Genomic DNA, 25807 nt, shown 5'->3' with positions numbered 1-25807 from the left:
ATCTGTGATCATTCATTATGCTTTGCTTTTCTTACTTTAACCGACACTACTGACAAAAAATATCATTTTTCTCAATTTTTTTCTTCGGAGAGCACGGTGAAAGCGATGGCCGTAATGGAATATTGACTGCCTCCCCCTGCTGTGTCTTTTTAATGTTGTTTTTTTAGAGGGGTATTATAGGGTATTTTCTATGGTTTGGTGGAAATGTGAGTGGCTGGGAGCCTGTTTCACAATTTGGGACATTGCTGCTGGAAAACGAATTTTTATCACTTAAGTTAAGGTAGAAAAAATATGAGCCCAGACCTGACACATCAGGCGAACATACTCAATTTAATTGAACAGCTGTCCCATAAGTATCTTCAAGGAAAAAGTCGCGCTCTTAAAATGGCCATCATCGCCCTGCTCTCAGAGGGGCACCTTCTCCTGGAAGATATACCGGGTCTTGGCAAAACCACCCTGGCTTTGGCTTTTGCAAGAGCCCTTGGTCTCTCCTTTGGCCGCATACAATGCACCAGTGATCTTCTTCCTTCTGATATCACCGGGCTGTCCATCTTTGATCGGGAAAAGAGCCAATTCCGTTTTATCAAAGGGCCCATCTTTAGCAACATTCTCCTGGCCGATGAAATTAACCGGGCCATGCCAAAAACCCAGAGTGCCATGCTCGAAGCCATGGAGGAAGGAAAAGTCACCATAGAAGGAGAGACCTATTCTTTGCCCGAACCCTTTATGGTTATCGCCACCCAGAATCCTGTGGAACAGATTGGTACGTACCCGTTACCCGAATCACAAATGGATCGATTCCTGATCACAACGGGGATCGGCTATCCCCCGGAAGAGCTCGAAAAGGCCATTATCCGCCATGGTGGTATTCGAAAGAAAATGATGGAAATTGAGCCCATGGTCAGCCTCGAAGAAATTGAAGAGGCACGTCATGCTGTGGCGGCCATCCACCTCTCCGAGAAACTGGTTGATTATATCTTCAGGATATCCCTGGCAAGCCGTGAGCACCCTTTTATCCTCACAGGAATATCGACCCGTGGAGCCATCAATATGGCTTCCGCTGCCCGGGCTGCCGCCTATCTGGAAAAACGGGATTACGTCATACCTGAAGATGTGAAATACATTGCCACTCCCGTTGGTGCCCATCGCCTGATCATGCGCCAGGAACATGAATCCCTGAACAAGCAGGAGGTTTTACAATCAATTCTGCAAAGCGTTTCCGTTCCCATCGTCTGAAACTGACCCGGGCAGGCAGCCTCTATATTGCAATTACCCTTATATTGGGGTTCGGTGCAGTGAACACCGGCAATAACCTGCTCTACCTGATCGTTTCAGCGCTCCTTGGTTTTATGTCCATTTCTGGTATTCTTGGAAATCAGAATCTCAAGAACCTCGCCATCTATCTGGAACCTCCAGAAGAGATTTATGACGGAGTGGAAACCCTGCTAACGGTATCCATTAAAAACAACAGGCGTTTTATGCATAGTTTTCTCCTTGAAATCCTTTTTCAAAAACAGTGCAGTGCGCCTATTCCCATTTTATTCAAAGGAGCCAGGAAAAAGGTCAACATTCCAGTAACCTTCAATGGGCGTGGTGATCATCTCCGCCATACACTAGGCATCCAGTCAAATTTTCCAATCAATTTTTTTATTCGATCCCGAACCATTACAATAGAACAGACCATAGTTGTTTTTCCAAAACCGCTCCCTTGTGGATCTGCCCTTTCATTCTTTTCCCGGCAGGCCGGGATGAAAAACGAATCTCCCCAGAAAGGCTACGAAGGAGACATCACCCGTATTGGTGATTATCAAGGCGGTGAACCATTAAAGATGGTGCACTGGAAACTCTCTGCCCGACACGATACCTTAAAGATCAAAGAGCTTTCTTCGACTGGTGCTGAACCGGTTGAAATCGATCCGCACAATCTCCCGGGAACAAGCCTTGAATCAAGGCTCAGCTGCGCATCGTTTCTCATAAATGAGTTCACTCGCTCCAATCGGCCAGTGGGACTGAGGCTGGAGGAATCTGTTTACCCTGCAGGAACCGGACGTCAACACAAATACACCCTTCTTACTGCACTGGCCCGTTATGCTAAAGATACAAAAGCCCCTTAATTTCATAGCCTATTCAGTGAGTATTGTTGCGGTCGGTCCACTCTATATCTGGCTCAGCCTTCCAGCCCAGATATTCCTGCCCGTGGCATTTGTGTGCGGTTTTGGCTCTGATTTGAAGGGGCATTATCTGCTTCGTGGCCATATAGTGACCGTGCTTTCACTTGCCTTTTTTCTTTTTTACGCCAGTCAACTGAGTCTCGCAAACATCGTGGAACCGGTTGTCAACATGGTTGCTATTCTCTTTGGCATGCGCCTTTTTACCGAAAAAAACGGAAGAAATTATCTACAGATTTTTGTTTTATCCCTCTTTGCCCTGGCCAGTTCCTCCATGTTCAGTGTCAGTATTGTCTTTTTCCCGGCCCTGATTTTCCTGGTCTTTGGCATCACCATTGGCCTGGTGCTTCTCACTTTTTACACAAGGGAACCGGGGTTACGTCTCCCAGTTTCACAGTTTTTCACCATAATCAGAACAGCCGCCATACTTCCCGTTGTCTCCCTGGTACTCATGCTTCTCTTTTTCGTTATCCTGCCTCGAACAGAGCATCCACTCTGGCATTTCATCAACATGGGTGCTTCTGCTGTTTCCGGGTTCAGTGATGAAGTCCGGCCAGGGAGTATTGCCAACATGACTGCAGGAACAAACATCGCCTTTCGAGCCCAGTGTCCCACACTTCCACAGTCCTCACTTTATTGGCGTGGAACTGTGCTCAACACGATTGACAATGAAACCTGGAGCCGCAGCCAACTTCCCTCTGAAAAATCCATCGTTACAGGAGGTAAGAGGGTACAGTGCAACCTCTATCTTCCAATTCAAAATAACAATTTTTTATTCAGCCTCGATCTGCCTCTGTCCCTTTCAGGAGTACGCTATCAGAAAAGTAATGACCTGGTATTTCTGGCCAAAAGACGCATGGATAAAAGCACAAAAATAGGTGTTACTTCCCGTGTTGGCGGAACCTTGAAAACAGTGGAAACCGTTGACGAGTCGTTCTACCTGAGAACTCCCCCTCTTGAGTCCCCTCTTCTTCTTGAGACTGCTGCCACCATACGAAAAGAGGGGGCATCAAGGCAAGAACGAGTTGAGTTACTCAAATCATTCTTTCTCAGGCAAAATTTAACCTACGCAAATGATGACCTTCCCGGCCCTGATGCCCCCATTGAAACATTTCTTTTTTCCAAAAAACGGGGCTACTGTGAGTTTTTTGCTTCATCTTTTGCACTTCTCCTGCGTATGGCCGATGTGCCATCTCGACTTGTCGGTGGCTATTATGGGGGAAATTACAACAACCTGGGAGGCTATTATCAAGTAACCGATGCCATGGCCCATGTGTGGGTTGAGGCCCTCGTTGATGGTCGCTGGCAGCGGATTGACCCTACCCGACTTGCACAGAATTATGTCGAGTCTCCTTTGGGTGGAAGAAGATCTGGGTTTTCCCTACTTCGACAGGCTGTTGACAGTATTGACTATTTCTGGACCCAGGCGGTTATCACCTACGACTTCAAGAAACAGTTCAGCCTTGTCAGGAATACCGGGAATAATTTCCGATCATTTCAAAAAAACTGGAATATGAGCTGGCAGGACATGTATCCCTTGCTCTGTATCTGCCTGAGTGTGTTTATCATATGGAGTGGATTTCACTGGAAAATGAGCAGCAGGGAAGAAAGAATTTTAAAACAGTATCACAGTGGTCTCCGTAAAAAATACAGGAATGAACCCATTCCTCGGAACATGGGCCTCCATGAACTGGCTTCCAGGCTGAAAGATCCGCTCTGCCAGGAATTTGCCGAAATTTTTACCCCTGCTCTATACTCAGAGCACATTCTGACCAAGGAAGAATACCTGAAACTGCAGCATATTATTCGTGCCTTAAAAAAAGGAAAAAAAGAATAAGTAGCCTTATATGAGTGATCATTATTGTAGAATCTGATTTCAGGGTATTTCTCCTTGTTTAAAACCTGTAGATGACTCGTGTCGGCCGGAGGAGATATATTCGTGCTTTGTGCTGGCATTGGAAGCAACTCTGTGGAATGATAAAAGCAGCTAATGGAATTTTGGATGCCTCCCCTGGTGGTGTTTTTTGAGGTTTTGGTGGAAATGTGAGTGGCTTGTGGAGTGTGATGCTCAGAGAGTGGGACATTCTTACTCAGGAGGGAAAATGGACAGGAGAAATTTTCTAAAGCAGGTAGCTGTCTGGTCCGGCGGGGTTCTTTTAGTGGAACCGGTGTTTCGCATAACTCCGGACCTGCTGGCCGCTGAAACCGTATCACCACTGCTGAGTGTTGGTGTCGGTAAAAATTACGCGAATCTTGTGGCTTCAGTTTTGCAACCTCTGGGCGGGATGGCTGCTTTTGTCAAACCCGGTGATCAGGTGGTGATTAAACCAAATATCGGCTGGGATCGGGCTCCTGAACAGGCGGCAAACACCCATCCGGAAATCGTCAAGGCTGTGGCTGAACTTGCTATCCTTGCTGGCGCGAAAAAAGTACTGGTCTTTGACCGAACCTGCAACGAAGAGCGGCGCTGTTATATGAACAGCGGTATTAAACCGGCTTTGGATTCCATTGGTGGTCGACAGATTCAATGCAGCTATGTCGATGAAAGGAAGTTTGTGCCAGTAACCATTGAGAAGGGAAGGTCCATCAACAAGTGGTCTTTTTATAAGGATGCTCTGGAGGCTGACTGTTACATTAATATTCCGGTGGCAAAACACCATGGTCTGTCCAGGTTGACCCTGGGGTTGAAAAACACCATGGGGGTGATTGGTGGGAATCGCGGCAAGATTCACAGGAACATGGGGCAGAATCTTGCCGACCTGAATACCGTGATCAGGGCTGATCTGACTATCATAGATGCCACCAGGATTCTTCTCCGCAATGGTCCTCAGGGGGGCAGTACCAGGGATGTTAAGGTGCTGGACACCATTGTGGCCTCGTCAGATCCGGTGGCTGCAGATGCCTACGCCACCACTCTGTTTGGGCTGAGGCCGGAAGAGATTGATTCGACCAGGGCCGCAGCTGAAATGGGTCTGGGGGAGATGAGGTTGAATAAAATAGATATCCGGATGGTGTAGCAAAGTGTTCAAAATCACCCTTCGTACTTTCCGCAAACTGTCTCAGCTTTTTTTTCTTGCGCTCTTTTTTCTTCTCTTTCGTCTGACCGATTATTCCGGGCTTGATGAGATACCCTATGCAGTCAACATTTTTTTTCGATGGGATCCATTGGTCGCGGCAACAGTTCTGCTCTCTGCCAAGGTCCTTGTTTCCCTGCTTCTGCCGTCTCTTTTTGTCATAGCTTTGACCATGGTCTTCGGACGTGTCTTCTGCGGCTGGATATGTCCAATGGGCACACTGCTGGATGGGACAGGAAAAGTAATCCATGCACCTGCTCAGTCTGGTCAATCGCTACGATCAGTCAAATACGTCCTCCTTGGTATTATCCTGGTTTCCAGTCTGTTCGGCTTGCAGCTGGTTGGCTACCTGGATCCATTTTCTCTCCTGGTCAGGGGGTTTACCCTGGCTGTGGATCCAGTCTTTAACCTTTTAGTTACCGGTTTTTTTGATCCCCTCTATCGCTATGCCCCTCAATGGCTGAGCAATATCAGCGAGCCTGTCTATGGCGTTCTGCAGGACAGCGTGCTTCCCTATAAACAGACATTTTTTCAACTGAGTACATTGTCCGGGTGCGTACTCCTTGCAATCTTTGCTCTGGAAAAATTAGAGAAACGTTTTTGGTGCAGAAATCTCTGTCCTCTTGGTGCTTTACTGGCCATTTTTTCCCGTTTCTCCATCTTTCGCCGTTTTCCGAAGCAAGCATGCAAGGGGTGTCGTGACTGTGCTCCTAATTGCAGGATGAATGCCTTTGATTCTGACGGCAGACAACTGCGACACGAGGAGTGCACGCTCTGTATGGATTGTGTTGACGATTGCGTCAACCAGCCTTCCAGATTTCGGTTTGCTGTACCGAATAGCCCAATGCAGATTGATATGAGTCGCCGGAGCTTTATTGGAGCCGGACTGGCAGGCATAACCCTGCCGCTGCTGTCCAAGGTCGATGCTGCTCATACCCTGCCGCGGCCCTTTCTTCTTCGTCCGCCTGGTGCAGCAGATGGAAACGAATTTTTTTCCAGATGTGTACGCTGCGGAGAGTGCATGAAGGTCTGCATCCAGAATGCATTGCAGCCCTGTTTTTTGGAGAGTGGTTACGAAGGGATGTTTACCCCGAGGCTTATTCCGCGCCTCGGGTACTGCGAATTCAACTGCACTCTGTGTGGTCAGGTTTGTCCCACCGGGGCTATCGGTCGCTTGAGTCAGTCTGAGAAGCATAGTTTCGTCATTGGCAGGGCAGTTTTTGATCCCGCACGCTGTCTGCCTTTTGCTGACCAGAGTCCCTGCATCGTCTGCGAAGAACATTGCCCGACCTATGATAAGGCGATAAAATTCCAGGAGGTGACAGTTGTCAACCGACAGGGAAAATCTGTCGCCTTGAAGCAGCCATATATTATCCCTGAGCTTTGTATCGGCTGTGGTATCTGCGAAAACAAGTGCCCTCTACCGGGCGATTCTGCTGTGAGGGTTGTCAGGGCAGGCAAGCAGTCAGAAGAAGACGGGTTTGGTTATTAAGGGTAATTGAGTGTTTAGCGAGATACGTTGCGAGGGGTTGAAGGTGGAATAAATCCTGCCACAATTTGGCTACATCAGGATGTGGATTGTTAGTTCCTGAGAACTCGGCACAGCCGTATAAAACACCAAGAAATTTTAGTCTTTCTGAAATGTTGGTTGTGGAAAGAAAAGGGGGCGTCTTCCTGTTTGACACCAGCTACTTTATTGGACAGAGGGTATCCAGCGCTTCGAGGATACGAGGGTCCCGTTGATACTGGTCCTCAATGAACCGAATTTCACTGTTTACACTGTCGCAAAGAACGGTCCAGTAGAGGAGATGGACGGGCATTGGAGCCGATAAATTGATGCGTGTTTCTTTGCCGCTCTCCACAACCTCCTCGATTTTCTCCCTGCTCCAGCCAGTCTCTCTTTGAAAGCTGAGTAGCCATTCAGCCAGATCCAGAGGGTTCTCCACCCGGATACAGCCAGAGGAAAATAACCGCTGCACTTTGGCAAAGAGTTCGGTAGATGGCGTATCATGGAGGTAGACATTGTAACGGTTCGGGAATATGAATTTCACCCGGCCCAAGGCATTTTTAGGCCCGGGCATTTGTCGCAGCTGATACGGGAAATTGTTTTCAGAGAGCCTATTCCACTCTACTGTTCGCTGATCAACCCGCTTACTGTCTTTGTCTACCAGTTGAAATCCTGATCTTTCAAAGTATCCAGGGTCATTGCGAAACAGGGGGAGTTTGTCTTTCACGGCCAACTTGCGGGGGGCATACCACCAGGGATTTAAGATCATGTATTCGATGGCATCAGAGAATACCGGGGTCTGTCGATAGTCCGTGCCGACAATGACATTATGCCGCCTGACTGGCATTCCATGATCATAGGCTTCAAGAAAAAAACCTGCAATGTTGACTCTAAGGTGCCGATCACCAAGATTTTCGGGAAGCCAGCGCCATCGTTCCATGTTAACGCGCAGAGTGTTGATCCTGTCTTCAGGGGTCTTGTTCAGGTTGCGCAGGGTGTTGGGGCCAACCTTGCCATCTGCCTCAAGGTTGATTCGTTTCTGGAAACGCTGTACGCCCTCTTGCAGGCTTGTGGTGTATTCTGCTGGATCCTGGTCTGTGTCTGTAATCAGCTCCCCGCCTGCCTTCAGCCGTTCACGGATTTGGATGACTCTCTCCCCGTGGCTGCCGAGTTTTAGTAAAGGACCTGAGGCAATCTGGCCCCAACCACCCTGGCTACTGATTTTCCGGTAATGGGCCAGTGCCAGTTTCAGCTGCTTGTATTCCTGCGTGTTGGGGGCCAGGGCTTCCAGGCTTTCCTGGATATTCCCCTCTTGCAGGCTTGTTTCAAGATATTTGGGTAAATCATTTTCCCGACCGGGTGCATTCCAGGAAGGTTCTATGGAGACCGGGTTCACCTTTCCTCCCAGGAGGTGGCCAGCCAGGGTGAAGTAGGAGTCCGTTGCCAGCAGTTCTCTGTATAAGTAGTCTGTTTGTGTGTTCTGGAGAAGTGTCACCCGGTAATCGCAGGGGCTGAGGCCGTGGCTTGTGGTGTTGTTGATGGATGTCACCAGCTGACTGAGCAGGACAGGTGTCCAGGCTGATTGATAGTCCCGGCTCTGGTAAAAGCTCTGGAGTTTCTTTATATTCTGCAGGGCAAAAGGAGGTTTCTTTGTGCCGTTCAGCACTTTTTGGATATCCTGACTGTCTCCAGCCAGAGATGCCTTGAGTTGTATGGGCCAGGAAATGATAATGAGGAGAGCTATGAATGCCGTTAGGGAGAAAACCATTCTTGTTCGCATACGCATGCAATATCCTTTTGTTTGTTTTTACAAGGCAAATAAGGTCCTCTGTTATAGCAGAGTGAATATACCCTGCCAAGAAACAAAAAATGATCCCTTTGTTTTTTTATAAGTTTTAGGGTGAGGTCTTGCAGGCTCCTGACAGATTAAAAAAGTGTTAGGAGGAGGGTTGGTCGGTTGGTTTGACAGGTATTCCTTGACTTTAAGGCTGTTGGGCTGATTTAATGAGGAAGCGGTGACATTGTTTGTCCGCTTCGGTCTGTCAAACCATGATTCTGTTTCTAAACAGATAGTGTAGTGAAACAATGAACGAGCAGACAGGCGGCTGATGAATATTGGAAGGGCGGTTAATTGAAACCTGGAGGGGATTTCATGCGAAACATTTATACATACTGTTTTTTAGTCCTATTGTGTTTAGGCTTCTCCGGATGTGATTCCGGGGCGCCACAGAATGAAGAAAAAAAAGAATCGGCTGGGACTGGCTATCTTACCATTAAAGGATCAGATACCATGGTCCATCTGGTAAGTTCCTGGGCTGAGGAGTTTATGAAACTGCATAAGGATGTGGAAATTTCTGTTACCGGAGGCGGTTCCGGCACTGGTATCGCTGGTCTGATTAACGGCACAACTGATATCTGTGCGTCTTCACGAAGAATTAATGAGAAAGAGAAGGAATTGGCTTCCGGAAAGGGAAGGGTACCTGTGGAGCTCAGTGTTGCCCTTGATGGTATAGCCGTGATTGTGCATCCGCAAAATCCGGTGGAGGCCCTTTCCATGGAGCAGCTTCAGGGTATTTTTACAGGAAAAATAACGAGCTGGCAGGAGGTGGGGGGAGCAAATCAGGACCTGCTGGTGTTCTCCCGGGAATCCAGTTCCGGAACTTATGTCTTTTTCCAGGAACATGTGATGAATCGGCAGGATTATACCCCCCGGGCCCGCCTCCTTCCAGGAACATCTGCACTGGTGCAGGGCGTTGCTGCAGATACCGGAGCTATCGGCTATGTAGGGCTTGGATATGTGAAAAACTCTGCTGACAGGATCAAAGCCATCTCCATTCTGGACAAGGACGGAGGGACGGCGATTGCACCTTCTGATAACGCGGTAAAAGATGGAAGCTATCCCATTGCCAGAGCCCTTTTTCTCTATACCAGTGGAGAAGCTCAGGGAACTGCAAAAGATTTTGTTGAGTTTACACTCAGTGAACAGGGACAAAATATCGTTTACGAATCTGGCTATGTTTCTGTAATGTCAAATGAAAACAAACAGTAGTGGCAGGGGTCGCCTTGGGACTACCTGAATGTAAACATCGTTGATGCGCTGGTTGAACTTTGCAGCGCGGAACAGGCTAACAAATAAAAATCAAGTATAGCTATATTCATTTTGTAAAAAAAAACGAAACGAGTTTAAGTTAAACTGTCGGTAACAATAATGCGCATAGATAAATTCATGCGGATGCTTCTGATCGGTACAGCATCCATCAGTATTCTTATTGTCGCCCTGATTTTTCTCTTTCTGGGTAAAGAGGCCATGCCCTTTGCTTTTGACCCTGGAATCGGAAAACTCTTTGATTCCGCATGGGTTCCTGTCTCTTTTCAGGAAGAGCGCTTTGGTCTGTATCCACTGGTAGTTGGCTCTTCCCTGGTCACTCTGCTTGCCATGCTGTTGTCAATCCCGTTATCTGTTGTGGGTGCTATTTACATCTCTGAAGTGGCAAAACCAGTAGAAAGGGAATTTCTCAAGCCTTTTATTGAAATCCTCGCCAGTATTCCTTCGGTGGTCTTGGGATTTTTCGGTCTATTGGTTCTTGCTCCCCTGGTAAAAGAGACCTTTGGCCTCAACTCAGGCCTCAACGCCCTGACAGCTTCTCTGCTGCTGGCTCTTATGGCCCTGCCCACAATTATAACTATTTCCGAGGATGCGCTGGCAAGTGTGCCACAATCCTTTAAACAGGCATCCCTTGCCCTTGGGGCAAGTGAACTGCAGACTATTTTCAGAGTGACGGTGCCGGCGGCCCTGCCAGGAATCATTGCTGCGATTATGCTCGGTATCGGCAGGGTTATCGGAGAGACCATGGCTGTGCTGATGGTCAGCGGCAACTCCGCGATTATCTCCCTCTTTCCTCTGGATCCTATTCGTACCATGACCGCCACCATTGCTGCTGAAATGGGAGAGGTTCCCTTTGGCAGTCACCATTACCAGGCACTATTCTGGATTGGCCTTATGCTGCTGTTCGTCACTTTTCTCCTGAATGCCTTTTCCCGGGTAGTCCTGAAAAAATATGGTATGTCACAATGACCGGAAAGTTTTCACAGAATATTTCTTATCTGATACTGCGGTTGCTCACCTATGGTATTGTCATCTGTATCAGCTACATTCTTTTTGATATTATTCGCCATGGTTTGCCTGTGATCAATTGGGATTTCATTTCTACTTTCCCCCGGCGCAGCGGGTCAGAAGGCGGAATCCTGCCAGCCATTGTGGGGACTTTCTATCTTACCGTCGGCACCATCCTCGTTGCTCTGCCACTTGGAATTGGCTGTGCCATTTACCTGGCGGAATATGCATATCAGAATCGTTTTTCAGAACTGGTACGGCTGGCTATTATAACCCTTGCCGGGGTGCCATCCATCGTCTATGGCCTTTTTGGTTTAGGTCTTTTCGTTATTTTCTGTCGTTTTGGCACCTCCATTCTGGCGGGTTCCCTCACTCTTGCTTGTATGGTTCTGCCCATTATTATAGTCACTAGTGAAGAGGCCCTCCGTGCCGTGCCGCGCGGGTTTCGTGAGGCCAGTCTGGCACTTGGAGCCACTAAGTGGGAAACAATCTGGACCAATGTTCTGCCCTATTCCATTTCAGGGATGATAACCGGCTCGATCCTGGCTATCGGTAGGGCTGCCGGTGAAACAGCACCCATTCTCCTTACTGTGGCGGCTTTTTATCTCCCTAAAATGCCAGGTTCTCTTTTCGACCAGGTAATGGCCCTTCCTTATCATCTTTATATTTTGGCGACACAGCACCCGGAGGCGGAAAAGGTTTTGCCTCTTCAATACGGAACAGCCCTGGTCCTGCTCACTCTGGTTCTGGGGATGAATATTGGGGCCATAGTGATACGTATCTATTTTCGGAAAAAATACAAATGGTAAACAGGCAAGAGGAAGCACAACCGGAGAGCGGAGCAGTTATCCAGGCTATGGATGTCAGTTTTTATTATGGTCCGAGCCAGGCCCTGTTCAACATCTCCCTGGATATTATCCCGCAGAGGGTCACAGCCTTGATAGGACCATCCGGCTGCGGGAAATCAACATTTCTCCGCTGTATGAACAGGATGAATGATATCATTCCAAAGACCCGGCTTACTGGGAAAATGCTGATTAACGGGCAGGATATCTATGATGAAAAGGAGGATATCGTTGAATTGCGTAAACAGGTTGGCATGGTTTTCCAGAAATCCAACCCCTTTCCCAAGTCAATTTTTGACAATGTTGCCTATGGGCCTCGCATCCATAAAATGCATAAAAATAAAATGATGGATGTGGTTGAAAAAAGTCTTCGCAGGGCAGCGCTCTGGGAAGAGGTGAAAGATCGCCTGACTGAAAACGCCATGGGACTTTCCGGCGGTCAGCAGCAGCGTTTGTGTATAGCCAGGGCCCTGGCAGTTGACCCGCAGATTCTGCTCATGGATGAACCGGCCTCGGCTCTGGACCCGAAATCCACCACTCACATTGAAGATCTCATAGGTGAACTGCGTAAGGAATATACCATCGTCATTGTTACCCATAACATGCAGCAGGCTGCCAGAGTCTCTGATACAACAGCTTTTTTCTATGAGGGCCGGTTGATCGAGTCCGGCAAAACCAAACGTATTTTTACAAAACCGAAAGAGAAACAGACAGAAGATTATATTACCGGCAGGTTCGGTTAATTTATCAGGGGGCAGGAGTATGTCCAGGCATCTGCAGAGAGATATAGAAAATCTGAAGAATAAGATTCTTCAAATGGGGGAAGACGTTGAGGACCGTGTATATCGCGCGACTCTCTCCATTGTTCAGCACAATGAGAAAATGGCCCTTGATGTGAAAGATAACGATGCTGAGATAGATGCAATGGAAGTAGAGATAGAGGAGACCTGTCTCAGTATCCTGGCCCTCTATCAGCCTGTGGCCATTGATCTGCGTTTTATTATCACAGTTTTGAAAATCAATAACGAGCTGGAACGGGTTGGAGATTTGGCGGTCAATATTGCCGAGCGCAGTGCCTTTATGGCTCTTCAGGATGAAGTGAAAATTCCCTTTGATATAACCGGGATGGCTTTGAAGGCTGAAAGCATGCTGACCCGAAGCATCGACTGTCTGATCAACATGGATGTGCATCTTGCTTATAAAATTCGATCCGAAGATGATGACGTAGACGCCCTGAATCAGGAAATGTATGCACGTCTCAATGAGGCTATTCTGAGCAACCCAGAACAGATTAATTATTACCAGCACGCCTTGTCGGTTGGCAGGCATCTGGAAAGAATTGCTGACCATGCCACAAATATTGCCGAAGAAGTCATTTATCTGGTAGATGCAGAAATTGTTCGCCACACGCCTGAGGATTTTGTTCAATAGAAGGTACTGTCTTGACAAAAGAGAACAGGAGAATATATCTTTTTTGCATAGGTAAAAAGATTCTGATGAATGACTGATTGCGAGTCTAATTCGTGAACTGTCTACCACTGCATGTTAAAGGAAAAGCTTATCAACCTCTAAAGGTGTGCCTCTGGAAGTATCACGTTCGAGCCATCGGGCATTTTCCTTACATTTCGTAACACAGACACCGCAACCCAAACAGCGTTTTTCATCGATGATAATGGTGTCCTCTTTCATTTTTAATGCTTCAAACTGGCAAAACACCACACAAACCCCGCATGCTGTGCACAATGCATGATTGCTTCTGCTGACATAGCCAGATGAGGCCAGCATGGGAGTACCATTGCGCCAGGCCTGTATGGCTCCACAGCAGCAGCTGCAACAGTTACAGATTGCATAGAAGCGGTTAAAAAGATCAGATTTAAAAAAAGCATGGTGAACATGCCCCCGTTTGTGCTCTGCCTCGAGGATTTCGACAGCTTCTTTCATGTTAATTTTACGACTGTTAGCGGGATGGTGTTCCAGGATAAATTGGCTGAAAATTTCACCGATCACCAGACAGACATCAATGGGCTTACATGGATTAGGGCGTACTTTACGGCATGGGCAATCCATAACCACGATATGTTCTGGGTTTTCCAGAATAATTGACCGCGCAAGCTTATAGGGGATGACCTGTTCAAGATCGGCTACTTCAATTCTCCTGTTTATGGTGACAAGTTTTTTTGCCGTATCAAGACTGATGACCTTGCCGTGATAGGTGTCTGAAAAGCTGATACATGTTTCCGGAGATTCAGACTTGCCAGATGGTTTAAAAAAGCGACAAAGAAATTTGGCCAAGGGCTTGAACTTTCTTGCAAGGATATGCTCACCGGTGCCGATGCCAATATAGAGGTAGATCCACCTGCTATAGATGTAACCATGCAGCCAGTTTTTCAATGAATACCCTTGGGTATGGTATCCTTCCTTGATGTAAGCCCAGGTGGAGGGAAGAAAGATGAGGAATTTTCTTTTCATGGTCATTCCAACAGAATAAAGTGTTGAGTTGGGGTGCTTTTCCCAAGGTTTTCCTTTCTTCTACTTCCTGATACTCCAGCCGATCTGTTCACCAGCATACATGGGGATAACAGTATTGTATTTTTCAGGAACATGCATCGGAGTATCTTCAAGCACTAATTCCGTAACAGGAGGGGTAATATTATAAATGTTCATTGCATTGTTACTTACAAAGGATTGCAAATTGTCCAATAGACCATGGTTGGCAAAAAGTTCCGCCAAGACAGGCAGGGCAATGGGAGCCGTAAAGACTCCCGCAGCACATCCACAGGCCTCTTTTTTGTGCTGAGGGTGTGGGGCAGAGTCGCTTCCAAACATCACTTTTGGATGTGCATTCAGCGCCACATGAAGCAGTGCTTCGCGATCCTCATAACGTTTGGCAATGGGCTTGCAGAAAAGATGGGGTTTGAGCATTCCGCCAGCTACATCATCAAGGGTGATCAACAGGTGATGCAGGGTGATGGTTGCATAAATATTATCATACCTGTCAAGCATTGCCACCGCAGCAGCCGTAGTGATATGCTCCATAACAATGCTCAGTTCAGGAAAGGACTGTGCCAGGGCCTCATAGATCGGCATAAACTCCTGCTCACGATCCATCACAAATCCATTGCTCTCTCCATGGATACACAAAGGGATCTTCAAATCACTCATGATCTGAAGGGTAGGCCGAAGCGTTTCCACATCCAGGGCAGCTACGCCCCCCTCACTATTGGTGGTGATGCCAGCAGGGTAGAGTTTAACCGCTAAAATATCGTCTCTCACCTGTTCAAGAAAAGCTCTTGTGTAGCTGTCTTGAAAAAACAGGGTCATGTAAGGCTCAAAACAATCACTGCCAATTGCCTCAATAATACGCCCCTTATAGCTTTTCACCATATCTTTGTCCGTAACAGGCGGGACAAGATTGGGCATCACAAGTGCACCGCAAAAACTGTTACTGGACAGTGGTGCAACGGTTTTTAGCATTTCATCATCACGCAGATGAAGATGCATATCAAGGGGGGATTTGAGTGTGATTTTCATTAAAACTCCAAAATGGTTTTTTTTGATTCTACTCAAAAGAATGTGAGATGGCCCAGTAAAAATGGTATCATTTCAATGAACAGCATTTGTAGGTAACTCATCCATAAGCAGCATAGCACAGATAGAAGGAAAAAAACTCTTCATGGATACAACACGGTACATCGTAGCAGGAGCATTTATTGACGGTAGTGGTGCCAGGGTGCGCAGGCGTGTTTTTCTAGAGATCAAAGATGGCCTTATAAGTGCTATTGGTCCAGTAGATGCCCTCCCCACCCAAGATGAACCAGAAATAGACGATTTTGCACATTGTACCATTGTACCGGCCCTGGTTGACTGCAGTGTTTCTCTGCTACAATCACCATCTGTTGTGGAAAAGGTACAGGTATTTCCTGAAAAAGACGATACGGCACAAAGGCTCACCATCCTTGATCGTCACATCCATTACTGCCACGCACACGGTGTACAGGGAATGGCCGATACTGATGCCATAGGTGAGCTGGTGCAACGATATCAAAAAGAAAATCATGGATGAGGTCAATGGAGATCCGCAGCTCTGGCAGTATGGGTTCCACGGAACCTGATTTTCTCAGAATCAACTATTCTGCGAGCATTGAAGACGATGACGCACAACATTCTCTTATAAGCCATGAAAAACTCTGCCATACACTCAAGCATAGAGGGAATAAAAAGGCTGTGGTGCTGGCCAACGGACCACAACACGTTAAAGAGGCCATTGAGGCAGGGTGCGATGCCATTGAACAGGGATATGACATGGGTGAAGGCAACCTCCAAAAAATGGCCGACAGGAATGTGCTGTGGATTCCCAGCATCGTGCGGGCCAAAAACGGTCTCGATGGTGCAAGCTCAGGTGGAAGTGTGTGCTGCCGGTTTTCCACACGTTACGTGGCACCGGGCAAGCCAATTCCCGGCGCGGAAGCGTTTTGGAAAAAGATACTTGCCGAACAGCTGAAGCAACTCAGTTTTGCCAAAGAGTTAGGCCTGACACTCGCCGTTGGAACTGGAAGTGGCAGTGTCGGCATCCTTCATGGTGAGTCGATGGTCGAAGAGATGAAATTATTCATGAAGGCAGGGTACTCACTTGAGGAGGCCATCTGCTGTGCATCGGAAAATGGAGCCAGATTTTTCAATATGACAAATTTGGGTAGACTTTGTGTCGGACGAAAGGCAACATTTCTGATTACCAGGGGCTCGGTGAAACAGCTGCCTCGAAAACTCTCTTATCTGGAGGGTATCTATATTGACGGCCAGCCAAGCAGCACGTATCAAAAACATCCAGTGAAGGCAAGCTGACCCCTTATAATCAGGTAAGTGTAGCTGGTATAAAATTTTCGTTATTGCTCATTGTGAGAACGTCACTTGCTACAAAATTCCCATTAACATCTTCGTTGCTACTCCAAAAAGCAGCAAAGAAAACACCCGCTTCAATCGATTTACAGGAAGGCTATGTGCCAGTTTGACTCCGAGGGGTGCAGTCAGGACGCTCACTGCTGCAATACCGACCAAGGCTGGTAAATAGACATAGCCCAACGAATATGCTGGCAGGGTGGGAACATTCCAGCCGTTAATGACATACCCTGCAGTTCCGGCTATTGCTATGGGTAAACCAATGGCAGCGGAGGTGCCAATGGCGTGATGAACCTTGATATTACACCAGAGCATGAATGGTACGGACAGCGTTCCCCCACCGATGCCGACCAGACTGGACACCACACCGATCCCATTCCCCACCGCAAACATCCCAGTTTTTCCAGGGAGCTCCCGCCCTCCTTTGGGCTTTTTATTTAAAAGAAGCTGGACGGCCACGAAATAGAGAAAGATGACAAAAAACACCTTTAGAAAGTTAGTGGACATTGCCGAGGCAAGACAGGAACCGAGAAAGGTACCAGTGAGAATCCCGGCGACGATTTTCTTCACCACATCCCACCGTACGGCCCCCCGTTTATGATGAGCCATAAAACTTGATACCGAAGTGAACATTATACTTGCCATGGATGTGGCCAGAGCCAGGTGCATGGTCAATTCCGGTGGAATATTGTTTAGAGCGAAAACATAAACCAGCATGGGGACAATTACGAGCCCCCCACCAATCCCTAATAATCCTGCAAGAATTCCTGCAACAGCTCCGACTGCGCAATACGTTAAAAATGTGGTTAGCATATGTCTCTCAATGTAAAGATTATCAGGAGTTCCCACTCCATGGACCAGGCTACTCTATCGTTGACTAATAATATTTGCAAGCACGTGTTGAGCGAGTTAAACACCTGCACTGTTCAAAATGATTGACAAACGGGCTTTTTCAAAGCAGTCTTTTAGTTACCTGGTTACCACTAATCCTCAGCCTACCCGCCAGAGGAGGAGTTTTTTCGTGTTGATTATATGGGCATCTGCGGCCTGGACGGCCGCAGCAGAGCCCCCAGGGATGGGTTTATGGCGTCCCATATAATCGACACAGAACAACTCCGGGTTGCAAAGCTGAGTTTCGATGGTAATCAGCTTTAGTTATGACACGCTCCTTCCAGGTGTTGCAGAGAATGTCAGGCCGCCCGAGACGAGTGTATCGATGAAATAAAGAGAGAAAAGAATGAAAACAGTTTTAGTAACCGCTGCTGGTTCCGGCATTGGTCAAGCAACAGCACTTGAGCTTGATAAACTAGGTTTTAAAGTATTCGCTGGTGTGCGGAAAAAAGAACATGGTGAAAAACTATCACAAATAGCTTCTTCCAACTTAGAGGCAGTTATTCTAGATGTTACACAAACAAATGACATTACTGACCTGAAGGAAAAACTACGTGTCAGCCTTGGCAATAAAGGATTATATGCATTAGTCAATGTGGCAGGGATTGCAGACTTTGGTCCGATTGAAGCATTATCCATTGATCGCTTCAGGCAAATATTTGACGTAAACCTTTTTGGTACTCTAGAATTAACTCAAGCTATGCTACCTTTTATTCGCAAAAGCAAAGGAAGAATAGTTAATGTAGGCTCGGTTGGCGCCCACACAACTATTCCGTTTGGTGTAACCATATGTGCATCAAAGCATGCTCTTGAGTCATTGAATTCAGGTTTACGAATCGAATTAAAGCCATGGGGAATTGATGTTATCGCTGTGGACCCCTCTTCTATTGCGACACCAGCGGCAAATCGAATGCTTGATCAAGCAAAAGAAACAATAGGTAAAATGACAATGGAACAGCGTGAACTATATGCCGAACCATTACTCAGTATGGCGGAATCGATGCATAAACAAGAAATGACGGGTGCAGCGCCTGAAACAGTGGGCAAGGTCATTGCAAAAGCATTGTTAGCGACAAAACCACGCACTCGTTATCCTGTTGGCCCAAACTCAAAAAAAATCATTCTGTTATCTCGCCTGCTTCCTGATCGCTTGTTTGATAGGCTCAAGTTGAAAATGGTTGGTATCAAAATGAAAGTTTAGAAAAAAGCAGGGGTGTCATAGTTGCAAATCAAAGTCCCTCTTCTTTCCCCTTCTCTTTTCTCTTACGCATCAGAGAAAATACCAGTCCAACCAAACAGAGGACGCTAAAAAAGACAAAACAGTTCTTCATGGAGAGGAGGAACTGTTCATTGTGGAGTTCAGATATCTGTTCACTGCCGACAAAAAAGGCTAGGAACGTGGTGGCAATGGTCATGCTGCCAACCTGGCCAAGAAGACGCATGGTAGCCACACAACCAGAGGCCAGACCGTATTGTCGCGGTTCCACTGCACCCATGATCGCGCTCATGTTTGGTGAGGAGAACAGGGCAAAGCCGAAACCGAGTATGGCGAGAATTCCAGCCACAAACCAGATAGGGGTCTCCCTGCCAAGAAAAACAAAACCAATAAGACAGCAGACAGTGATCCCCATTCCCAGTGAGGCCAGAAGCCGTACTTCGATCCGGTCGGAGAGACTACCAGCCTTGGCAGCGAACAGGGCCATCATGATAGGCTGCACCATCAGTACGGTCCCGGCTGCCTTGGGCGACAAGCCCTTGACATACTGGAGATAGAGGCTGATCTGAAAGGTAATGGCAAAGGTGGCTGCATAGTGGATTAAAGCGGCCAGGCTGGAAAAGAGAAAAATGCGGTTTTTCTCAAACAGGGTGACATCGAAAACAGGTTCTTGCCGGCGCCGCTGGAGGTAATAAAAGAGGATCAGGCCACCCCATCCCAGTCCGAACAGCCACCAGCCGGATGTACTCGGTACCCGGGTTCCACCGTAGACCCACAATAAAATCGAAATACCATAGATCAGACTGCCGACACTATCAAAGGGTTCGTCAGCAGGTCGCCACTTACCTGGCAGAAAACGCAGGGTAACGCCAAAGGAGCAGAGTCCGAGAGCGAAGATTACCAGAAATATTGATCTCCACCCCCAGAAACTGGTCAACATCCCGCCGATAAAGGGCCCGGTTGCCAGTCCGACATAGACAGCTGTTACTAGAATACCGATGGCCCAACCACGTCTTTGTGGTGGATAGGTAGCGGTGAGAATAGCCATTCCCGTGGTCAAGAACATAGCCGCTCCCATGCCCTGGAGAACCCGGGTGGCGATGAAGAAAACGATACCATTTGCAGCCATACCACCAAGTGCGCCCAGGGTGAATAAGGCTATACCGATCATAAATATCTTGCGGCGGCCGTGTAAGTCGGCATATTTGCCGGCCGGCAAAAGGAAAACGGCTGTGGCGAGTAGATAGGAGGTGGCAACCCAGCCGAGCAATACGGCATTCACATGAAAGTCATTGCCAATGACCGGTAGGGCCACGTTGGTCGAAGATATCATGAATGGTGCCATAAAGGCGGTAACCGTGGCCACAGCTAAGGTTGTCTTCTGTTCTTTACTCTCCATCTTACCGGTTATCCAGGCTAGCTAAACGTACTATACAATCAGATACTCCGCGTGTGCTGGTATTACCTGACTGAATATTTATCGAATATGGTGTGACTCAGGGAATTGATTCCTGGGATATCACTATTTCTAACAGTACAAGATCAACATTTTTACACAACTAGTACTCACTTTCAATCTTCTATTTCTGCTGCAAAGCATTCTTCACTGCAAGGGCTAGAGCTTCAGGAGAGTATGGTTTCTTTAATAGTTCCCCTGCGCCAAGTTTCTGCGTTTTCTCAACTGCCTGACTAGCTGAGAACCCACTAACAATAACAGCCTTCTGCTGAGGACGAATCTTCACTATTTCCAGAAAAGTTGCATAGCCATCCATACCCGGTTCCATTATCATATCCAGGATCAACAAATCACACTCATGGTCTTTTAGAAATTGGACAGCTTCTTCCCCGGAAGCAACCGCATCGACATGATAGCCGTAGATATCGAGTATTCTCGAGCCAAGGTCCCTTTGCAACGCTTCATCGTCAATGATCAGAATACGTTCTCCATTCCCCTGCAACTCAGTTTCTTCAGTTTTTTCAGGAGTGGCGTTCTGTCCTTCCAGATACAGCGGAAAATAGAGTTCAAAACAGCTTCCTTCTTCGCTGCTCATAACCTTGACCCTGCCTTCATGGTCGTTCATCGTATTCCAAACCACTGTCAGGCCGAGTCCTGTGCCACTCCGTCCCATCTTCTTTTTACTATAGAAGGGTTCAAAAATATGTTTCAGATCCTTTTCCGCTATCCCTGGCCCTGTGTCTTTGATCTGGAGAAGTGCATAACTACCAGGTGCCAGATTTGAACCGAGAATATCTTTATTGCAAAACTGTACCTTCTTTGTTTCTACAATAATCTCTCCTTCTGCCGGGATGGACTCGGCAGCATTAATCATTAGATTCATGAGTGTTTTCTTTAAATGAACAGGAGAGCAGCTAATGGGAAGGCTTTCTTCGGATAGATTCACGGAACAGAGTACATTCTGGTAATTTTTTTTCTGTGTTTTGTGTTCCGGTGAATCAAAATATTCCTGGATAAGGGTGTTGAGATCAGCACATTCTTTTTTACTGGCAACGCCACGGGCAACGGTGAGCAGGTCCGCCACCACTGCAGCGGCTCTTTCGCCTGATCGTTGAATCTCAAGAATTGGACCACGTAATTCATTATCTTCGGGAAGCTGCAGAAGCAGAAGTTGTGGATAACTGACTATTCCCGAGAGAATATTATTTAAATCATGTGCCACGCCACCGGCCAGCAACCCAATGGCTTTCATCTTCTGTGATTGTCTCAACTCATTTTCCATCTCTTTGGTTTTCTCCAGCATGCGTTCCTGTGAATGCAGACTCTCAAGGTACTGAAGGGAAAGAGTGTTCAGGCTGAGACTCAGTTTTCGCACCTCATCCGGGCCGGAGCAGGGGAAGTTCATGGCCTTTTTCTGATGAAGCAGATCCTGAAAGGCAGAGAGTAACTCTTTGACGAAACGATCAAGTACCATGGAGATCTTGACAGCGGCAAAACAGATACACAGCAGTAAGGTAGCAAATAAAATGAGAACCTGTTTTCGCCATTTATCAACCCACACCATGGTACTACTTATCTCCACAGGGTAGGTAAACAAAACATTTTCAAAAGAATGTTCATTGGTGAAAAGTGGCACAAGGGCCATACCCTCTCCATGTTGATCCTTGATTAAAGTTGCCTCGTTAGGAAAGAGCAGGCCCGGCGGGAGCAACAGTTCCTCTCCCCTTGTATTGCTTACACCAGGAACAGTGTATCTATTGGTTCGTTTGTTATATATGGCAAGATGCCCGGATTCGTTTTTCAGCAGGTGGGAGAGATCGATGGAAAGGACAGCAAAACCGGCGTATTCATCCTGTTTCTTCAAAACTACCCCAAGAGACATCTGGGGATATTGATACGTTCCCGTTGTTTCGTCCCACTTAAAACCGGAGATATACACATCTCCGCTGGAATGAATGTCTGCCTGGTTCAGTAGAGACGGGGGAGGTATGGTGTTGCTCCTTGGTGGGAATGGTGTCAGGATACCATTCTGTTCACGTCGAACAATAAACTGTTCTGTTCCCCGTTGATTGAAAAGTTGGATGGATGATACTTCCGGATAATCCTGATACCATCGAACAACCATCTTCCCGACTCGTTCGTGCAACGTCTTTTGAGATAAATCCGACGATAGACTTCCAGCAAGCTCGATAGCCCCCATATTATAACTCAGGGACTTCAGGCTGTTGGCATCCCACTTAAGAGTCATGTTGATTTCATGGGCATTACGCTGAATCAACAAGAGCTGTTTGGTTTCATCAGCAGTTTTAAACTGACTCAAAACGCGGGGCATATTCAAGCCAATAAAGAGCAGCAAGGGGGTAAATGCCAGAGCCAGGAAGCCCATAATGAGAAGGGTGCGTATTTTCATAAACCCAAAAACAGCAATGGAGAGTTGGCAATTTACTTCATAGTAACCATGCTTAGATCATTTGAGTCTATCATAGGCTTGAAAGTATTGTCAAACAGGGCCGAAACAGGTATCTCAGCTTCGAAATTGCCTTGACAGATCGGTTTGCTCCTGCGCCATTATCTTCTTGACGGGGTCTACTTTTTTATGAGAGCATTAATACATGACATTGTGAAATTTGTTGCTCTCATGACCAGTTTTGAAACTTCATCGGGCATGCCTATGGTAAATCGTAATCTTTTATTCTTCATTTCTTCCTGGTGCCTTCTCTTCTCTTTTCTCTTTTTTCTTCCAATAATTTCTGCCAACGCGAACCAGAATCACCCCAAAGAGTACAATGAAGTTGTTGCAGTCTTTCCTGAGAATTTTCCACCGCAATGCTTTTTGGATGAAAAGGGGAAACCTGCAGGATTTGCTATTGATGTATTGGCTCAGGTGGCCCGGCTTGCCAATCTCAAGGTTGTTTACCGTGCTGAGAAGAGCTGGGTTGATGCATCCAATGCATTGCTCAATGGAACAGCAGATCTTATTCCTAATTCAGGTATTACGGTCAAGCGTTTAATCGACTCAGATTTTACAATACCGGTGGAAACTTTTGCTGTTGTTATTTTCGTAAGGGAGGCAACTGATGATATTAAGAGTTTGGCCGATCTTAAAGGACGAAAAGTTGCAGTATTACCCTTAAATGTTGGGAAAAAGATAGTTGATGGGCAAAAAAAATATAACGGGAGTGGTTTATAATGAAATTTCAACCGCTTTTTTTGATCTGTTGGCCGGAAAAGTGGATGCATTTATTTATCCTAAACCAGTAGCGCTGAAATTAGCCAGGGATGCAGGAATAGATGGCAATATAAAAATAGTTGGTGAGAACCTTGCTGAAATAAAGCGGGCTATCAGGGTGCGCAAAGGTGATAAGCTTCTTGCCAGGTTGAACCCGGCTGTAAATGAATTCCTTCGTTCACCAGAGTATAAGAAGATTTATGGGAAATGGTATGGCGAGCCTGAACCCTTTCTGAGTATCAGAAGACTGACCGTTGCCAGTGCGGTTTTACTCGTAACTATTACTGTCTCTCTTTTACTATGGCGCTTCAATACCATACAGAAACTTAACAGAGAGCAGGAACACATTATCGACGAACGGACGAAAAAATTAATAGAAGCGAACACACTTCTTCAGAAGGAGATAGGGGAGCGAAAGAAAAAAGAAAAAGCATTACTGAAAAGCGAGAATGGGCTTAAAGAGGCACAGCATCTTGGAAAGATGGGCAGCTGGGATCAATCGGAGGAATTATTAAAACGGGAAACGGCTCGCTCACAGTTTCTCCTTGATCTGTATCTGAAGTCCAATGTGCTGAATGACAGTGAAGTGTATGAATATGTGATGGATGAGGCAGTAAAACTCACGGACAGTAAAATTGGGTATTTGCACGTAATCAATGAGGATCAGCAGACTATTACGCTCACCCTGTGGAATAAGGAAGCTCTCAAGGAGTGTACCACTGTACCTGACAACCATCACCCTATTGTAAAGGGCGGTATTTGGGCAGACAGTATCCGCCAGAAAAAACTGGTTATCCATAATACCTATCAGAGTCATCCTGACAAAAAAGGATATCCCGAGGGGCATTCTCATTTGACCCGACATATGAGTGTTCCTGTACTGGAAGAGGATCAGGTTCGATTGGTCTTTGGTGTTGGGAATAAGTCCCAGAATTATGATGAAAGCGATGTGAAAACGCTTCAGATAGTAGCAAACGAGTTACAAAAAATTATAGTCCAACGTCATAACATAGAGCAAAGGAGAACACTGGAAGCACAATTACGACAGACGCAAAAGATGGAAGCAATCGGTACACTGGCCGGTGGAATTGCACACGACTTTAATAACATTCTTACAGCCATTATAGGTTATACTGAAATCACTATTGGGGATTTGGCCCCGGATAGTCGGGCTGCTTCTGATCTCCAGCAGGTACTGAATGCAGGGAACCGTGCCAAGGAGTTAGTCAAACAAATTCTTTCCTTCAGCCGTCAGGCAGAACAGGAACTTCAACCATTGAGGCCCCAATTACTTGTCAAAGAGGCGCTTAAATTGTTGCGCTCCTCCATTCCAAGCACCATAGAAGTTAAAGAAAATATTGATCCTGAGTGTGGCGCTGTGTTGGCCGACCCTACACAAATTCATCAAATAATCATGAATCTTTGCACCAATGCCTACCATGCCATGCGTGAGACGGGGGGAGTATTAGGGGTAAGTGTGACTCCAGTTGAGCTTGGTTCAGATGACTTGACGACTAAAATGCATCTCACCGCAGGTATATATGTGAAGTTTGAAGTGAGTGATACTGGGTGTGGCATGGATAAAATGGTTCTCGAAAAAATATTTGACCCCTATTACACGACAAAGGGCAAAAAAGAAGGAACAGGTTTAGGATTATCTGTGGTGCATGGTATTGTTAAAAGTCTTCATGGTGATATCACCGTCTATAGTTCTCTGGGAGAGGGAACGACCTTCCGTGTTTATATCCCAATGGTTGATACAGAAGCTAAAAAGGTATTGCAAGCTGCTATAACCAGACAACTGCCCTCTGGTGATGAGCATGTTTTAATAGTAGACGATGATGAAGCCATAGTGAAAATGGAAGAACAAATGCTTAAAAGTTTTGGATATCAGGTCAGTGCCTTTAATCGTTGTGAGGAGGCCCTCAATGAGTTCCGTTCACATCCCAATGCTTTTGACTTGATCATTACCGACATGACTATGCCAGGAATTACCGGTTTGCAGTTAACAAGAGAAGTTCTTGCTCTCAGGTCAGATATGCCAGTAATTCTGTGTACTGGTTTTAGTGAGTTGATTAACGAGAAAAAAGCTAAAGATGCAGGGATCTGCCAATATTTAATGAAACCACTCCTTAAGAAGGATTTGGCAATAGCAGTCAGGGAAGTACTGGACAAAAAGGCAAAGAAACAAATCCTGTAAGGTATAGTAGAGGAGCTCATGCGGTTCAACCTAACTGGCGTTATGCCTGGAAACTCCTTTTTGTTCTTCGTCATAGGAATATTGACGCTTCTGATAACTGGCTGCAACAATAATCCACAAAATGAATATTCTCCAAGTTTCAGTAAGCAGCCGCCACGAGTCATAAATGAATATATCCTTGGGGTACATCCACTCCATAATCCCAAAAGAT

21 protein-coding genes are annotated in these 25807 nt (G+C 46.6%); 15 read left to right on the top strand and 6 right to left on the bottom strand.

Going from position 1 to position 25807, the window contains the following annotated elements; genetic code table 11:
- Positions 1–291 precede the first annotated feature (291 nt).
- The 5 genes from UWK_RS05120 to UWK_RS05100 all read left to right on the top strand — a co-directional run bounded on the left by UWK_RS05120 (position 292) and on the right by UWK_RS05100 (position 6734).
- Positions 292–1236: an AAA family ATPase gene (locus UWK_RS05120; protein WP_015403290.1), complete on the top strand. Its 945-nt coding sequence runs from the start codon at positions 292–294 to the stop codon at positions 1234–1236.
- Between the two features lie 59 nt (positions 1237–1295).
- Positions 1296–2114: a DUF58 domain-containing protein gene (locus UWK_RS05115; RefSeq protein ID WP_015403289.1), complete on the top strand. Its 819-nt coding sequence runs from the start codon at positions 1296–1298 to the stop codon at positions 2112–2114.
- Complete coding sequence (locus UWK_RS05110) at positions 2089–4005, top strand: transglutaminase family protein (RefSeq protein WP_015403288.1); 1917 nt, start codon at positions 2089–2091, stop codon at positions 4003–4005. Before UWK_RS05115 ends, UWK_RS05110 begins: the two co-directional genes overlap by 26 nt.
- A 265-nt stretch (positions 4006–4270) precedes the next feature.
- Positions 4271–5185, top strand: coding sequence for a DUF362 domain-containing protein (locus UWK_RS05105; protein ID WP_015403287.1), 915 nt, complete (start codon positions 4271–4273; stop codon positions 5183–5185).
- Positions 5186–5189: 4 nt separating this feature from the next.
- The gene (locus UWK_RS05100; RefSeq protein WP_015403286.1) at positions 5190–6734 is read left to right on the top strand and encodes a 4Fe-4S binding protein; all 1545 of its coding nucleotides are present in this window, start codon (positions 5190–5192) and stop codon (positions 6732–6734) included.
- Between the two features lie 196 nt (positions 6735–6930).
- On the opposite strand, the gene UWK_RS05095 is transcribed toward UWK_RS05100, so the two are convergent.
- A complete protein-coding gene (locus tag UWK_RS05095; protein WP_167320718.1) occupies positions 6931–8529 on the bottom strand; it encodes a L,D-transpeptidase family protein in 1599 nt (532 codons plus the stop codon).
- 372 nt (positions 8530–8901) lie between these two features.
- On the opposite strand from UWK_RS05095, the gene UWK_RS05090 reads away from it, so the two are divergent.
- The 5 genes from UWK_RS05090 (at position 8902) to phoU (ending at position 13139) form a co-directional block, all read left to right on the top strand.
- Entirely contained in the window at positions 8902–9798 is an 897-nt protein-coding gene (locus tag UWK_RS05090; protein ID WP_015403284.1) for a phosphate ABC transporter substrate-binding protein, read from the top strand.
- A gap of 159 nt (positions 9799–9957) precedes the next feature.
- Positions 9958–10824 (top strand): phosphate ABC transporter permease subunit PstC, encoded by an 867-nt coding sequence (pstC, locus tag UWK_RS05085; RefSeq protein WP_015403283.1) that lies wholly within the window; start codon positions 9958–9960, stop codon positions 10822–10824.
- The gene (gene pstA / locus UWK_RS05080; protein WP_015403282.1) at positions 10821–11672 is read left to right on the top strand and encodes a phosphate ABC transporter permease PstA; all 852 of its coding nucleotides are present in this window, start codon (positions 10821–10823) and stop codon (positions 11670–11672) included. Before pstC ends, pstA begins: the two co-directional genes overlap by 4 nt.
- On the top strand, positions 11666–12451 hold the full coding sequence (gene pstB, locus UWK_RS05075) for a phosphate ABC transporter ATP-binding protein PstB (protein WP_015403281.1): 786 nt from the start codon (positions 11666–11668) through the stop codon (positions 12449–12451). Before pstA ends, pstB begins: the two co-directional genes overlap by 7 nt.
- Before the next feature lie 19 nt (positions 12452–12470).
- Positions 12471–13139, top strand: coding sequence for a phosphate signaling complex protein PhoU (gene phoU / locus UWK_RS05070; RefSeq protein WP_015403280.1), 669 nt, complete (start codon positions 12471–12473; stop codon positions 13137–13139).
- Positions 13140–13253: 114 nt separating this feature from the next.
- Here the strand turns inward: phoU and UWK_RS05065 are convergent, their stop codons facing one another.
- Both UWK_RS05065 and pyrC read right to left on the bottom strand, forming a co-directional pair.
- Positions 13254–14177, bottom strand: coding sequence for a 4Fe-4S binding protein (locus UWK_RS05065; RefSeq protein ID WP_015403279.1), 924 nt, complete (start codon positions 14175–14177; stop codon positions 13254–13256).
- Positions 14178–14237: 60 nt separating this feature from the next.
- Entirely contained in the window at positions 14238–15239 is a 1002-nt protein-coding gene (gene pyrC / locus UWK_RS05060; protein WP_015403278.1) for a dihydroorotase, read from the bottom strand.
- A 142-nt stretch (positions 15240–15381) separates the two neighbouring features.
- Here pyrC and UWK_RS05055 point away from each other — a divergent pair, with 142 nt between their 5' ends.
- Complete coding sequence (locus UWK_RS05055) at positions 15382–15771, top strand: hypothetical protein (RefSeq protein ID WP_015403277.1); 390 nt, start codon at positions 15382–15384, stop codon at positions 15769–15771.
- Positions 15772–15776: 5 nt separating this feature from the next.
- Complete coding sequence (locus tag UWK_RS05050) at positions 15777–16550, top strand: amidohydrolase family protein (RefSeq protein WP_015403276.1); 774 nt, start codon at positions 15777–15779, stop codon at positions 16548–16550.
- Between the two features lie 69 nt (positions 16551–16619).
- On the opposite strand, the gene UWK_RS05045 is transcribed toward UWK_RS05050, so the two are convergent.
- Positions 16620–17417: a sulfite exporter TauE/SafE family protein gene (locus tag UWK_RS05045; protein WP_015403275.1), complete on the bottom strand. Its 798-nt coding sequence runs from the start codon at positions 17415–17417 to the stop codon at positions 16620–16622.
- Positions 17418–17841: 424 nt separating this feature from the next.
- Here UWK_RS05045 and UWK_RS05040 point away from each other — a divergent pair, with 424 nt between their 5' ends.
- The gene (locus tag UWK_RS05040; protein WP_015403274.1) at positions 17842–18696 is read left to right on the top strand and encodes an SDR family oxidoreductase; all 855 of its coding nucleotides are present in this window, start codon (positions 17842–17844) and stop codon (positions 18694–18696) included.
- Between the two features lie 28 nt (positions 18697–18724).
- Here UWK_RS05040 and UWK_RS05035 read toward each other — a convergent pair whose 3' ends face one another.
- Positions 18725–20110: an MFS transporter gene (locus tag UWK_RS05035; protein WP_015403273.1), complete on the bottom strand. Its 1386-nt coding sequence runs from the start codon at positions 20108–20110 to the stop codon at positions 18725–18727.
- A 181-nt stretch (positions 20111–20291) separates the two neighbouring features.
- Complete coding sequence (locus UWK_RS05030) at positions 20292–22577, bottom strand: hybrid sensor histidine kinase/response regulator (RefSeq protein WP_015403272.1); 2286 nt, start codon at positions 22575–22577, stop codon at positions 20292–20294.
- 186 nt (positions 22578–22763) lie between these two features.
- Here UWK_RS05030 and UWK_RS05025 point away from each other — a divergent pair, with 186 nt between their 5' ends.
- Complete coding sequence (locus UWK_RS05025; protein ID WP_015403271.1) at positions 22764–23357, top strand: transporter substrate-binding domain-containing protein; 594 nt, start codon at positions 22764–22766, stop codon at positions 23355–23357.
- Positions 23323–25596, top strand: coding sequence for a GAF domain-containing protein (locus UWK_RS18255; RefSeq protein WP_015403270.1), 2274 nt, complete (start codon positions 23323–23325; stop codon positions 25594–25596). The genes UWK_RS05025 and UWK_RS18255 overlap by 35 nt, the downstream gene beginning before the upstream one ends.
- The last annotated feature ends 211 nt before the right edge of the window (positions 25597–25807 follow it).

The organism is Desulfocapsa sulfexigens DSM 10523 (assembly GCF_000341395.1).
Lineage (GTDB): Bacteria > Desulfobacterota > Desulfobulbia > Desulfobulbales > Desulfocapsaceae > Desulfocapsa > Desulfocapsa sulfexigens.
The sequence above is the reverse complement of the archived record's forward strand: the minus strand, read 5'-3'. Positions and strand labels throughout refer to the sequence as shown.